The organism is Methanosarcina sp. 1.H.A.2.2 (assembly GCF_000979975.1).
Taxonomy (GTDB): Archaea; Halobacteriota; Methanosarcinia; order Methanosarcinales; family Methanosarcinaceae; genus Methanosarcina.
The window spans coordinates 55998-69649 of the sequence record NZ_JJQL01000079.1 but is presented as its reverse complement, the minus strand read 5'-3'; the positions used below and the strand labels follow the sequence as shown (position 1 = coordinate 69649).

Genomic DNA, 13652 nt, shown 5'->3' with positions numbered 1-13652 from the left:
AAAGTAAACATTAATGATGCAAATCAAACTTTAAACCTGCATACCGTGCCGTTTAAGCTTAAAACGTGAAAATTGCTTAAATGTAAACGCTAAAAACCTCAAGCTTCAAAGACGTGAAACTAAAAATGAAACAGGGACGAGAAGACCAGAGAAAAGGCAATGGTAAGTCAGAGACTGAAGAGATGATTTCACGCATATACCCTTCCATAATCAGGGTATTTGATGTATATGAAATCCAGAAGTCCGGAGAGATTTTCTATTTCTTCGGTACCCCTAAAACGGATGCCGAAAATGTAATGGGAGAACTCTGGGCTCCCCTCGAACAGCGAGGACTTGGAGGTACCCTGAAGTACGAGCTTGGGGAGCACGTTCTTATTGTCGCTCCTGTAAAGAAGACAAAGGAAAAAGTCTGGGTAAACCTCGTACTTTTCATAGCAACAGTGTTTACAACTATGCTCTGTGGGGCCTGGATGTTCGGGGTTGACCTCTGGAGCGATCCCTTGCAGGTTTTCCAGGGTTTGCCCTTCACCTTTGCAATAATGGCTGTTCTCGGCTCTCATGAGATGGCTCATTATGCAATGGCAAGGTACCATGGGATGAAAACGTCCCTCCCTTACTTTATTCCGTTTCCGACTTTCATAGGCACGATGGGAGCGGTAATCCGTTACAGGGGACCTATTCCTAACCGGAAAGTTCTCTTTGATGTTGGGATTGCAGGGCCTCTGGTTGGGCTTCTGGTTTCGATTGCAGTCACCATAATAGGGTTACATCTTAATGCGCCTACAGTCAAACCGTTGCCCGATGCCCTGATGTTCGAGCTTGGCCTCCCACCTCTTTTTGTAATGATCCAGAAGCTTGTCGGTGTTACAGGGAGTAACCTGCACCCCGTGGCTTTTGCAGGCTGGGTGGGGATGTTTGTAACCCTTCTAAATCTCCTTCCGGCAGGGCAGCTTGACGGAGGGCACGTGCTCAGGGCAATGCTCGGCAAAAAAGCGGATAGGGTCTCTTCGATGATGCCTCGTATCCTTTTCCTGACAGGTTTTTATGTGGTTTACGGGTTAAAGGGAGACGGGTTTATCTGGATATTCTGGGCTCTCTTTCTATGGGCTTTTGCAGCGGCCGGGCATCCATCCCCTCTTCAGGATAAAGTGAAGCTGGATAAAAAGCGTATCCTTATAGGAATAATTACCTTTATCCTTGGGCTGCTTTGCTTTACCCTTATTCCTTTTAACCCCATAACCTGAAAAGACTGGAAAATCTGAAGAGAACCGACACCTGAAAAAAGCACTGAAAAAAGGAGAAAAAAAATAATGGACGTGCATTTCCGGTATAGCAAAAAGAACTCTTACAGCTTTGCAGTTCTTTCACCTTTACTTCCTGAAGCCGGATTTACTGACATTCCCCTGAACGGGATCATGATCTATAGTTTAACCACACGTCAGGCAGCGAAGATATTCAGTGAAGTTGAAAATGCAGGGACTGACTCAATCTTCATTGCAGGAGGGGCTCACCCTTCCGGATCCCCCGAAGAGACACTTGAGTATTTTGATTACGTGGTGATTGGCGAAGGTGAAGAAACGCTTCCGGAACTTGTAAAGGTTCTGAAGGAAGGGAGAGATCCGGGAGAGGTAAAGGGAATTGCTTACAAAAACTCAGATACCGGTAAGATCATCAGAACTCCTGAAAGGCCTCATGTGAACCTGGATGCATATCCCTGTTTTGACCCGAAAAAACTTCGCTCCCCCATTGAAATCAGCCGCGGATGCCCCTGGGGCTGTAAGTACTGCCAGACTCCCAGGCTTTTTGGAAGGGAGGTCAGGCACAGGAGCATTGATTGCATCCTGAAGAATGCACAGCACTATAAAGACCTCCGTTTCATAGCTTCAAATGCTTTCGCTTACGGAAGCGATGGAGTTCACCCGAGGTTCGATAAGGTAGAAAAACTGCTCTCTGCCCTGCATGAACTTCCCGATAAGAAAATCTTTTTCGGAACTTTCCCCTCCGAGGTCCGCCCTGAGTTCGTGACCGAAGAATCTGCCGAACTTGTGAGAAAATACTGTGCAAACGACAGCCTTAGCCTTGGTGCTCAGTCCGGAAGTGACCGCGTCCTTAAAGAAATAAGGAGAGGGCATACAGTTGATGACACAATTTCAGCTGTTGAGTGCTGCCTGGAACATGAGATTATCCCGGCAGTTGATTTCATTTTCGGGCTTCCCACCGAAACCGAAGAAGATCAGGAAAAAAGCCTTGACCTCGTCAGCTGGATCTGCGGAAAAGGTGGGACTGTTAGGGCCCATTACCTGAGCCCACTTCCGGACACTCCGTACGCATCAGCAGTCCCCTCGAAAGTGAGCGACCATGTAAGGCGGGAGCTTGGAAAACTTGCCTATGGGGGAAAACTAACAGGTTACTGGGAAAAATACAGGAAGACCTGAAAGAAAACCTAAAAAAAGAAGGAGAAAAGGGTAAAGGAAAGCCGGCATTAATTCCGGTTCCGGCTTTTAAACCCCGATCCTGCGTTTTGATTTAACAGGCTGTTTTTGAATTAAATCGCACAAGGAGACCTTTGTTTTTGATCCTGTTACTTTACTGATTTCTTAGCTTTAATGGCTCGTATATTTTAAAGGATGTCTGTTGATCCCGTATTTAGTTCTCATTTTGAGATATGCTTATCGATCTTGTATTGTTGTGTCATTTATCTTAGCAGGTTATTTAGAACCTTCTGATACTTTTTTACGATTTAGGAGGCGTATGTTTTTCAGATTAGGAGGCTCTCATACTAACACATTTATGGCATGGAGATAAATTTTGTTTTTATTCCCGTATGTAAGAAATGCCTCAATGTATTTATAATTTGTTGTTACTTATTTTAAATTAATGCATAATAAATAATAATAGGGCAAATGTGGATCATAAAAACAAAATATGTAGAAGTATGTTTTCCAGAAGAGCAATTTACAGAAATGAAGTTTATACAAAAGCTGATCACAAATCACTAATTCCACTAAATGGAAAACTAAAATTCTATTAGAAACTCATAACCAGTTCATCTTTTTTGGCTCCGGCTTCAGGTCAGAGACGGTAAAATTAAGAGGGGAAGATCAAGGCTCAATTCAACTTGAGCCTCGCCTGCATTCCGAAAAGATACTGCTGGCTAAAATTACTTTTCAGGCCTTTTCTGCCTTTAAGACCATTTCCAGCCCTGCCTGCATTAATTCTTCTGCCCTCTCCTGCTTTTTTGCCTCGGCAAAGACCCGGAAAATTGGTTCGGTACCCGAAGGACGTATAAGGACCCAACCATCGTCATACCAGATCTTGACCCCATCAATGGTATCTGTTATGAGTCCCAGGTTTGAAGTTTCCTCCATAATTCTCCCCATAGTGCCCATAACATCCTTAGAAGGAGTTTTGGTCTTTGCATTGAAGTACACAGGCACGCTTTTAGTTAACTCAGTAAACTTTTTTCCCCCGGCAAGGATCTCAAGGATTTTGGCACATGCCATTGCTCCATCCCGGCAGTACTGGTGTTTGGGGAAAATAAGGCCTCCATTGCCTTCTCCTCCGAAAACGGCACCTACGTCCATCATCTTTCGGGCAACATTGATTGAACCTACCGCGGTCCAGTGAAGTTCAACCCCTTCTTCCTTTGCGACATCAGCCATGCGCTGGGAAGAACTGACCGGAGTAACTATAGGCCCTTTTTCACGCTCAAGCATATATTTCGCCATCATGGCAAGCAGAACTTCTTCATTTACGAATTCCCCGTTTTCATCCATAAAGACGATTCTGTCCGCATCCCCGTCATGCGCTGCCCCGAAGGCTGCACCTGTCTTTTTAACAAGGTCCGAAAGTTCAGTCAGGACTTCAGGCGTGGGTTCGGGATTTCTCCATGGAAAAGTCCCGTCAGGCTGAGCCCCAAGAGTAAGTACCTCACAGCCAAGGTCCCTGAGCAGGAAAGGAAGAGTAAGGGAACCTGCCCCGCAGCCCATATCCACAACTACCTTAAATTTCCGGCTGCGTATGGTTTCGGCATCAACTGCACGGATTATACTTTTTATATAATAATCATTAACTGAAGGATCAGCCCTGAAATTTCCCGTTTTTTCCCAGGAGACCGTTGAGAATTTGCCTGAAAAATAAATTTTTTCAATTTCCCTTTCCCCGTCCCTCGGGAACTCTGAGCCGTCTCCTGCAATCAGCTTGATTCCATTGTATTCCCTGGGGTTGTGAGATGCCGTAATAACGATCCCGGCATCCGCATAGTCGCGCACATAGTATTGAATGGAGGGGGTAGGGACAATCCCGACATCAATCACACTCAGGCCTGTTGCAAGAGCTCCGGCAATTGCTGCAGATTTCAGCATCTGGCCCGAAATCCGGGTATCGCAACCTATTGCAACCGTACCTTTTGAGCCCATGTATGTTCCAAGACTTTTGGCTAAATTGACTGCCAGTTCGGGGGTTACATATTCATTGGCAATACCACGCACACCATTAGTTCCGAATAATTCCATCTAAGATCTCCATCTTATCATTTACGTCAAAATTATACTATTATAAGGAAATTAGGTTCTAATTAGATTTATTATTGTAACCAGAGCCCTGATAGGAAAACAAAGTTTCGGTACAGAGAGATTGAAGCATTTTTGAAGTAAAGCAAGCAGCTTTTGAAATGGTGTCATTTCAAGATATCTAACTCAGGAAAAAACACCGATTAAGCACACCATATCCCTTTACTATGGCTGCCGTAAGGCAACTGGCTATTGGGCTGGAAAATACATATATCTTATTAGCTGAAAACTCGTTATTAATGGACATTGCAAAGATCGAGATGATAAGAGAGGCTATAAGAGCCAGAGAAAGTGCAGTCATTGCATTTTCAGGGGGAGTGGACAGTTCAACTCTTGCAGCCCTTGCATTTGAGGTACTTGGGGAAAAAGCCCTTGCCGTAACTATAGATTCTCCACTTTTTCCCCGGCAGCAGCTCGAAACAGCTGCCCAGACAGCCTGTGAAATAGGTATTCAGCATAAAATCCTCCCGTTCTCCCTTACCAGCGTGCCCTATTTTTCCGCAAATACAATTAACAGGTGCTACTTCTGTAAAAAAGCCCTTCTTGAAACCCTGGTGGAGTTCGCGGAGAAAGCCGGATATAATGTCGTGCTTGAAGGGACAAATGCTTCTGAAATAAAAGGGGAAAACCGTCCTGGGTACAGAGCAATTGAGGAAGCAGGTGAAAAGATTTTGTCCCCCTTTGTGGAGTTTAACATTACAAAAGAAGAGATAAGGGAGATTGCCACGAATCTCTCCCTTTCCGCAGCCAACAGACCGTCTGCAGCTTGCCTTGCCACACGTATTGCTTACGGACAACCTATTACCACCGAAGCTCTTGAGAAAATAGAAAAAGCCGAAGATTATCTATTATCTCTGGGTTTCACACAATTCAGGGTAAGGATGCATTCCAACCTTGCCAGGATAGAGGTTACTGGCAAGGAGTTTGAGGACGCATTCCGCAAAAAAGAAAAAATATCCAGGCATCTTAAAGCTCTTGGTTTTGACTATGTAACCCTTGACCTTGGGGGCTTCCGTTCAGGGAGTATGGATGAACCCCACATGCGGAAAAAAACTGAAGAAAAAGAAGAAAAAGAAGAAGAATGAAACAGAAAGAGAATGAAACAGAAGGAAAATGAAACAGAAAGAGAATGAGCTCAAAAAAGAATAAATATCGAAATAGATAGATTGACCAGATGAGCCTGATTGACCATAAAAAGAATGCCAGCGGAAGAAATATGACAGAAATTTTAATCCGAAAAGCCGAAAAAAAAGACCTGCTTGCAATCCAGAGGCTCCTATCCACTTATTTTCTGGATATGGAAGAGCTTGAGCCCGAGGACTTTGTGCTGGCTGAAAAAGAAGGAAAGGTGGTTGGATGTGCTGCCCTTATCAGGGACACATCAAATGAGAAGACTTTTCTGGAGCTCCACTCCATTGCCGTGCATCCAAACCTTCGGGGAAAAGGAATCGGAACCAGGCTTATGGAGTACCTGATAAATACTATTGATTTCCCGGAGCCTCCTGGAACCTCTGCCTGTGAATTATATGTACGGACGACTGCTCCGGGCTTTTTTGAAAAGCTTGGTTTTATAAAACTGCAGGACGCAGAAAAATTACTTCTCTGGGAAGACTGCAGAAAGTGCGAACTTTTTGAGAAGTGTGCACAGCACGCCATGAGGTATTTTCGAGTTCCCTGAAGAAACAGACCTGATAAAGGTTAACGAAACATTATTTTACAAAAAAGCACAATGAAGCAGCTTATGCTCACCCTTGGAATCGTCAATACCTACGACAAGATCAAAGTTCTCGATGCGCATTACCGGGCAATTGCCAGAGCCGCACCAATCTGCCATGCTTTTGGGTTCCACCTTGCCCTTTATGATTTCCCATTCAAAATGACCGCAGAAGAGCTGGTCGCATTCGTAATGGATAAAACCACTATAGGAGAATCGGGAAGTTATCTCAGGGTCCTTTACGAAAAAAACCACCTTTCAGTGTCCGATCTTCCAAAGAAAGGCTTTCCTTCTCACTTTGGAGAGATAGTTATTACCACTTCAAAGCCAGACCCAAAAAAACAGGTTATGCCGGTAAGAATCGCTGAAGAAGCGTTACGCAACCGTTCATTTCTATTTCTTGTGGGCCTCGGGCATAAGGGACTTCCAAAGGAACTCTTAGAGAGAGGGAAATACCATCTTGATATTACCTCTAAAGGACTTTCCCTTGAGACGTGCACTGCAATAGGGGCTATACCTGCCCATCTCTCAGGGCTAATGGAAAACCTGGAAACAAAGAAGTAATCTTTGGGTTTAAATTCCGGAGTAGGGGGGATAAAAATCATCGCTGGAGCAGCCGCTCTGAAATTTGAGTGATCTAAAAAAAAATTTCAAAGCAATCTAAAAAAATTCCGGAATAGATATATATTACGAATTACAATTAATAGTATGTTGTGGGTAAGAACGACACTTGCTGCGCTGCCGTGGGGTTTAGAGCCGAAAGAACTGGAATTCTAACCTGCATTAAAAGGGCTGATATTCAGAAGCGCGGAGCTTGAATCCATTCAGGAGGGGGTTTTATTCAGGAATACTGGAAGATTTACCTTAACCTGGAAGCTTGCATCCGGAAGGAACAAAATTTTAGCCCTGAGATAAGCGCAAGCATTGAAGAGACAGGAGGAAAATTTATGAGTGAAACGAATCAAGAAGACAGTAAGAGAAGTGAATATAGATACAAAAACCATAAAAACGGTTACCACACTGTAGTAAAAGGCTGTACAGATAGCCTTGACTCAGATGAATTAGACCTTTACCGCTTTATGATAGGCGGCGTGCAGGGTAAATAACCTGCATAAGCTTTTTTTAGTTCTCATTCCTAGAAAAGAAGCATGTACGATGTATATGCGGTCCGTGAAGATTTTCCTGTTTTAAAAGAAGTTGTGTACCTGGACAGCACAGCGACTACGCAGACCCCGATACCTGCAGTTGAAGCCATGGTTGAATACTTTTACAGGTATGCAGGCAACCACGGGAGAGGAGCGCACCGCCTTGCCAGGGAGACCACAAATCACTATGAAGATGCACGGGAGACTGTTGCCCGTTTTCTGAATGCAGATCCTTCAAAGACCGTGTTTACGAAAAATACAACCGAAGGGGTCAACCTTGTTGCAACCAGTTATCCCTGGGAGGCAGGAGACCACATCATTACAACCATGCTCGAGCACCATTCAAACCTCCTGCCCTGGCTGCGCCTGCAGAAGAAAGGGGTAAACGTAACAGTTGTAAGCCCGGACCGCAAAGGCATAATTGATCCTCAGATGATAGAAAATGCCCTCACTGACAGGACAAAACTCATCGCTGTAACTCAGATCTCAAACGTTTTCGGCTCTATTCAGAATGTTAACAGGATTACGAAAATTGCCCGCAGAAACGGGGTAAAAACACTTATTGACGGCGCCCAGTCTGCAGGACATATGCCAGTGGATCTAAAAGAACTTGACTGTGACTTTTTTGCAACCGCAGGACACAAAGGGCTGCTTGGCCCTCAGGGAACTGGCGTACTCTATATAAGACAACCTGATGTGCTGGAAAGCGCCTCAGTAGGAGGAGGTACGGTTTCGGACGTCAGCGGGCTTTCATACACACTTGAGCCGTCCCCTGCCTGTTTTGAAGCCGGCACTCCGAATATTCCAGGGGTTATCGGGCTTGGGAGAGCAGTGGAGTATGTGGAAAAAATAGGGGTTTCCGAGATTGAAAAGCATGAAGAGAAACTTTCCGGGGAAGCTGCAAAGAGGCTCTCGGAACTCGAGCACGTGGAGGTTTATGGGCCTGAAAACCGGGCAGGGATTGTGCCTTTTAATGTGAAAGGGCTTCATGCTCACGATGTTGCCCTGATCCTTGACCAGACAAGAAAAATTTGCGTCCGCAGTGGACACCACTGTGCAATCCCGATTACCCGCTTCCTCGAAGTTGACAGCACTGTAAGAGCCTCCTTTGCACTCTACAACACAGAAGAAGAAGTAGATATACTTGTAAATGCAGTCAACGCGCTCAAAGCCCTTGTATCCTGAAAAAGACCTGTATCCTGAAAAAAGGTTTCTTCTGAAAGGGTATCTGAAAACCGTATCCAGAAAAACCGCATCCTGAAAACTTCATCAGGCATTTAAGTAGAAGATACGCTACATTCTGGCGTATGTTCCTTAATTTTAAGAGATTGTTTTTAATACAGGTACTGGAGAATATCAGTACATAATACGAAATATAAATAAGTTGCTTTAACCTAACTATTTTCAGGAGCAAGATAAATGGAACGAATAACGAGCGGAATAGAATGCCTTGATTCACTCCTTGGAGGGGGCTATCCCAGGGGAAAAGGTATCCTTATCACAGGACCTACGGGTTCGGGAAAGACGATAATGGGTACACATTTCCTGTACAGCAACTGCTCCGCAGGAAAGAGGGGGCTTTTGATCCTTACAAGAGCACTTCTGGAAGATATTATCCTTCAGTCAAAATCGCTGGGGATGGACCTTGAACCTTTTATTGATTCCGGGTTGCTCGTGGTAGAAGATGTATTTCAAAGCAGGATTCAGGAGACGCTCTTTTCGTCCCGCCTGGGAAAAGGGCTTGAAGTAGCAGAAAAAGACCGGGTTGGGAGGGTCAAAGATCTAGCTGAAAATGTAGACATTGTGGTCCTGGACAGCCTTGGAGCTCTTACCAAAACACGTAATTGTGTGGGTAATGAAGCCCTCAGTAAGTTTGATGCCATCTACAGCATCCTGGCAAAACATGGCTGCACATCTCTTTTTCTCATGGACGACCGCGCCCATAACCAGCATCAGGGTTTTGCAGATTATCTTGTGTTCGGAAAAATAGAACTGAAAATAAAAGAAGAAACTGCAAACGGAAAACTATCACATATGCTTTCAGTTACAAAAATGAGGGGTACGGATCTCTCCGGCGAAAAGCTCTTCTTTGGGCTTACTCCTTCAGGGATAAGAGACAAATAAGTTTTTGAGAACTATTTAAAGAGCTGAAAACCTTTTCTCAAAAAATCTTTTTCTTGAATTTTTAGCCTTTGTGAAAGAGCTATGACAGTTGACGAGTTCACATCAGATTTTACAGTCCTGCAAGATCTTATTTTATAATTATTTTCGGACTCTGAGAGTATAGGATTTTAACCTTTTACCAAATTGCCCCTATTTTAAAGTAACCCGATGCCTTAATAAAAAAGTTTACTAGCCACATTCTAAATAAATATATCTATTACTTGCCAAAATATCTAAAAAAATGGGCTAAAAGAAGAAAAAATGGATTTATACAGATGTGTCAAAAGATGAAAGTTTAGAAAGATGTAGAGGCATGATAGGAAGATTTTATAAGATGTTGAGTCATACATAGCATAAGGAGAAATCTGAAGGCGAGAGTATGGATGAAGTAATAGAAATCTCGGAAAAGAAAAGTTTTATTTCGGGGTTGTTCGGGAAAACAGGCGATAGTAACTCCATCTCAGAGATATTAAAAAGGGCTAAAAGTCATTTTGATAAGCCTTTGAGAAGCATGCCGACGTACGACCAGGAAAAAGACGGACCTCTTGTAGTGTTTGAAGTGCCTGAAGAATTTAAGGAAATAGAAAGGTACTGGCTTCAAGAACCTTATGCTCTGGTATCGATTCTGGAAGACCGTAAAACAAGATACTACAGGCTTGTTGAACCTGCCCTCACAAAGTTTGAAAAAGATCTGCTCGAAAGACTTTACGAGGATTTTCAGGACATTCTGGTTTTGAACCCTACAACCTCTAAAATAGAAAAAGACGCGCTCCTTGTGGACAAAACCCTTTTCCTTCTTGAACGTTATAAAGCTGAAATTTCAGCCTCGACCATTCACAGGATAATGTATTACCTCAGAAGAAACCTGCTTGGTTATGAAAAAATAAATCCTTTTCTTTATGATCCTTATATAGAAGACATATCATGTGACGGTGTCGGAGTTCCGCTCTATATTTATCATACAAGATATCTCAATATTGAAAGTAATATTTCTTTTGAAGAAGAAGAGCTTGACTCCCTTGTAATCAAGATGTGCCAGCTGAATAACAAGCACATCTCTGTCAGCCAGCCAATCGTTGATGCAACAATCCATGATGGGTCAAGGCTTCAGGCTATGTTAGGGAGAGAAATCACTCCCCGCGGCAGTTCGTTTACTATCCGTAAGTTCAGAAAAGATCCGATAACGCCTATCGACCTGCTCGGCTTTAAGACGTGCGATATGGAAATGCTGGTATACCTCTGGCTGGTCATTGAAAACGGCTACAATATGCTTTTTGCAGGAGGGACGGCTTCAGGAAAAACCTCAATGCTTAACGCCACGTCCCTTTTCATGCCTTCCACAGCCAAGATAGTCTCTATAGAGGATACAAGGGAACTCTTACTCTACCACAACAACTGGGTCTCGGGTATTTCAAGGGAAAGCTTTGCCGCAGATGCTACGGGGGAAGTTTCCATGTACGACCTTTTAAGGGCTTCCCTGAGACAGCGTCCGGATTTCATCATTGTGGGTGAAGTCAGAGGCAGTGAAGCTCTTACTCTGTTCCAGGCAATGTCAACAGGACATGCAACAAGCTCGACAATGCACGCAGGAGATGTGCAGACTGTTATAAACAGGCTTACCCACGAACCCATAAATGTGCCTCAGATTATGCTGCAGTCACTTGATGTGCTCTGTATCCAGGAACAGGTGTACATAGAAGATAAAAGGGTAAGGAGAACAAGGAGCCTTGTAGAAGTCCTTAACGTTGACCCTGAGACAGGAGACCTTGGCATTAACGAACTTTTCAACTGGGAACCTTCTGAAGACTGCTTCTTGAAAGTTGGGGACTCCTATCTCATGCAGGACATCATGCACGTAAGAGGATGGGATACAGGCCAGTTGAGAAACGAGATCGAGAGTAGGAGAAAGATCCTTACCTACCTGTATGAGAAAAATATGAGGAGTTACATCCAGGTATCCCTTGTAGTGCAGGCATATCAGAGTTATCCGAAAATGGTCATGGAAGGTATAGAAAACGACACCCTGCAAGGTATGATACAGGATATGGTTGCTTAAGAGGGGGAACATGACTTACACTTCTGTGGACGAACTGGCATACAGAACTTTTGGAAACTTCTTTTACAAAAATAAGGAAAGCTTCCAGGAGCTCAAAGTAAAGATACGCCAATCCCATATTCCAATATCAGTGGACCAGTACCTGGCATCCGCCTTCATGTATTCGATATTTGCAGGCATAATCGGAGGAATCTTCGGGTTATGGCTCGGGCTGAAAACCTTTGGAGACCCTATTTCTCGACTCAGCCTTTTTGTGGATTCTACAAGGGCAGGATTTGCAGAAGAGTACATTTATTTACTTGCGATTTTAGTCGCTCTTTTGGTATTTATTATAAGTTTTCTTACAGTCTTTGGTGTGGCATACATATATCCTTATTTTCAGGCAGATATCCGGAACGCCTGTATAGATAAGTCCATGCTGCCGGCGGTAACTTACATGTACGCCCTGACAAGGGGCGGAATGTCAATCTATGATGTTTTCAGGTCTCTGAGTAAGTATACCCATATATTTGGCACAAGCGCGGAAGAAATCTCCTACATTGTGCGGGATATGGACTACCTGGGAAAGGATTTTATAAGTGCCCTTAAGGAAGCAAAGGAACGCACCCCCTCGGACCGTTTCAAGGATTTTATTGACGGCTTGATCCTTGTTTCAAGCAGCGGGATCATAACCGAATACATAAGAAATAAGTCCGAGCAGTACCAGGATATGGCGGAACTGGCAAACCGTAACCTGTTAAAGAGGCTGGATGTCCTTGCAGAAGTCTATGTGACCGTGCTTGTCGCAGGCCCATTATTCATAATGACAACCCTTGTAGTGCTGCAGTTTTTCCGGCCGGCTTCAGCTCAGATCCTTTACATGCTTATTTACGTGATAATACCTCTTTCAAGTCTGCTTTTTGTGGTGCTCCTTGATACCGTGGGAGAACTCTCCATGAGCCCGGAAAAGTCCGGTACATCCGGTTTTTCCATGAACCTTTCCGATATTCCAGAGATAGACTCCGGACTCAGCGTCGAAGAAGAGAAAGAAAGGAATAAAAAATTCCAGTTATACAGACAACTTTACAATATCAGAGACCTGGTGTTCAACCCTTACAGGACTATCCGGGAGGAACCCAGATACACATTTTTCTTTGGGGTTCCTTTTGGACTTTACTATCTTGCCCATCTGCCGGAGACGATTAAGGATAAACTAAGTTTTAACTTCCACTTTAATCCGAATTTTTCCCATATCAGCGACACCAGCATCCAGATAATTACCGGAATTGATGATTACATTATTATCTTTATTGTCATTGCCCTGATCCCCTTTATCATCTTTTATGAGATAAGGGCCTGGAGGATGCGTAAGATTGATGAGAGAATGCCTGATTTACTGAGGAACCTTTCAAGCATGAACGAATCTGGAATCTTGCTTTCAAATTCCTTAAAAATAATGGCAGAATCCAAGATGGGTATCCTTAGCAAGGAACTTAAAAAATTGAAGGAAGACCTCGCCTGGGGAACTTCTACTTCAAGAGCCCTCATGAAGCTGGAAAACAGCATCCGGACCGCTACATCAACCAGGGTTCTCCATACTCTTATAAAAGCAAACGAATCTACAAGCGACCTTAAAAGTGTGCTCTCCATTACCGCAGAACAGGTAAAGGGTGATGAGAGGCTGAAAAAAGAGCGCTCTTCGGAAATGGTGGTCTACGTCGTCACCATCTACGTAGCCTTTTTCGTCTTCCTTTTCATCGTTTACGTCCTGGCTGTGTACTTCTTCCCGGAAAGTGCATCATTCAAGAGTTCGTCTCAGGGAATAGGGGGATACGGAGGGATAGGAAACGGCTACTTCAACATCGAAGAGTACACGATGCTCATGTACCACTCAGCTCTTGTCCAGGCTTTTGCTTCCGGACTTATTGCCGGAAAAATGGGGCAGGGTTCAGTATACATGGGCCTGAAGTACAGTGTAAGTATGATGATAATTACCTACGCGGTCTTTACATTCATGGTATAAA

At 43.9% G+C, this 13652-nt stretch carries 11 protein-coding genes; 10 read left to right on the top strand and 1 reads right to left on the bottom strand.

From position 1 onward, the window contains the following. Positions 1-125 precede the first annotated feature (125 nt). Entirely contained in the window at positions 126-1244 is a 1119-nt protein-coding gene (locus EO93_RS12175) for a site-2 protease family protein (protein ID WP_048135348.1), read from the top strand. A 66-nt stretch (positions 1245-1310) separates the two neighbouring features. Continuing rightward, a complete protein-coding gene (locus EO93_RS12170) occupies positions 1311-2435 on the top strand; it encodes a TIGR04013 family B12-binding domain/radical SAM domain-containing protein (RefSeq protein WP_048135350.1) in 1125 nt (374 codons plus the stop codon). A gap of 732 nt (positions 2436-3167) precedes the next feature. Here the strand turns inward: EO93_RS12170 and glmM are convergent. Beyond that, a complete protein-coding gene (gene glmM / locus EO93_RS12165) occupies positions 3168-4514 on the bottom strand; it encodes a phosphoglucosamine mutase (protein ID WP_048135352.1) in 1347 nt (448 codons plus the stop codon). A 296-nt stretch (positions 4515-4810) separates the two neighbouring features. Here glmM and larE point away from each other — a divergent pair, with 296 nt between their 5' ends. The 8 genes from larE (at position 4811) to EO93_RS12130 (ending at position 13651) form a co-directional block, all read left to right on the top strand. Beyond that, positions 4811-5656 carry an ATP-dependent sacrificial sulfur transferase LarE gene (gene larE, locus EO93_RS12160; protein ID WP_048162884.1) on the top strand — a complete coding sequence of 282 codons (846 nt, stop codon included), beginning with the start codon at positions 4811-4813 and terminating at the stop codon, positions 5654-5656. 89 nt (positions 5657-5745) lie between these two features. After that, the gene (locus EO93_RS12155) at positions 5746-6249 is read left to right on the top strand and encodes a GNAT family N-acetyltransferase (RefSeq protein WP_235284243.1); all 504 of its coding nucleotides are present in this window, start codon (positions 5746-5748) and stop codon (positions 6247-6249) included. A gap of 51 nt (positions 6250-6300) precedes the next feature. Further along, positions 6301-6849 (top strand): DUF531 domain-containing protein, encoded by a 549-nt coding sequence (locus EO93_RS12150; protein ID WP_082107647.1) that lies wholly within the window; start codon positions 6301-6303, stop codon positions 6847-6849. A 383-nt stretch (positions 6850-7232) separates the two neighbouring features. Further along, on the top strand, positions 7233-7391 hold the full coding sequence (locus EO93_RS17570; RefSeq protein WP_156161312.1) for a hypothetical protein: 159 nt from the start codon (positions 7233-7235) through the stop codon (positions 7389-7391). A 42-nt stretch (positions 7392-7433) separates the two neighbouring features. Beyond that, on the top strand, positions 7434-8615 hold the full coding sequence (locus EO93_RS12145) for a cysteine desulfurase (RefSeq protein WP_048162731.1): 1182 nt from the start codon (positions 7434-7436) through the stop codon (positions 8613-8615). Positions 8616-8849: 234 nt separating this feature from the next. Continuing rightward, positions 8850-9554, top strand: coding sequence for an RAD55 family ATPase (locus tag EO93_RS12140; protein ID WP_048135355.1), 705 nt, complete (start codon positions 8850-8852; stop codon positions 9552-9554). Positions 9555-9972: 418 nt separating this feature from the next. After that, a complete protein-coding gene (locus tag EO93_RS12135; protein WP_048135357.1) occupies positions 9973-11649 on the top strand; it encodes a type II/IV secretion system ATPase subunit in 1677 nt (558 codons plus the stop codon). Positions 11650-11659: 10 nt separating this feature from the next. Then, entirely contained in the window at positions 11660-13651 is a 1992-nt protein-coding gene (locus EO93_RS12130; protein ID WP_048162878.1) for a type II secretion system F family protein, read from the top strand. The last annotated feature ends 1 nt before the right edge of the window (position 13652 follow it).

Bases quoted from the DNA above. Each gene is read 5' to 3' on its own strand.
- EO93_RS12175 (WP_048135348.1), top strand. From the start codon at position 126: ATGAAACAGGGACGAGAAGACCAGAGAAAAGGCAATGGTAAGTCAGAG.
- EO93_RS12170 (WP_048135350.1), top strand. From the start codon at position 1,311: ATGGACGTGCATTTCCGGTATAGCAAAAAGAACTCTTACAGCTTTGCA.
- glmM (WP_048135352.1), bottom strand. From the start codon at position 4,514: ATGGAATTATTCGGAACTAATGGTGTGCGTGGTATTGCCAATGAATAT.
- larE (WP_048162884.1), top strand. From the start codon at position 4,811: ATGGACATTGCAAAGATCGAGATGATAAGAGAGGCTATAAGAGCCAGA.
- EO93_RS12155 (WP_235284243.1), top strand. From the start codon at position 5,746: ATGAGCCTGATTGACCATAAAAAGAATGCCAGCGGAAGAAATATGACA.
- EO93_RS12150 (WP_082107647.1), top strand. From the start codon at position 6,301: ATGAAGCAGCTTATGCTCACCCTTGGAATCGTCAATACCTACGACAAG.
- EO93_RS17570 (WP_156161312.1), top strand. From the start codon at position 7,233: ATGAGTGAAACGAATCAAGAAGACAGTAAGAGAAGTGAATATAGATAC.
- EO93_RS12145 (WP_048162731.1), top strand. From the start codon at position 7,434: ATGTACGATGTATATGCGGTCCGTGAAGATTTTCCTGTTTTAAAAGAA.
- EO93_RS12140 (WP_048135355.1), top strand. From the start codon at position 8,850: ATGGAACGAATAACGAGCGGAATAGAATGCCTTGATTCACTCCTTGGA.
- EO93_RS12135 (WP_048135357.1), top strand. From the start codon at position 9,973: ATGGATGAAGTAATAGAAATCTCGGAAAAGAAAAGTTTTATTTCGGGG.
- EO93_RS12130 (WP_048162878.1), top strand. From the start codon at position 11,660: ATGACTTACACTTCTGTGGACGAACTGGCATACAGAACTTTTGGAAAC.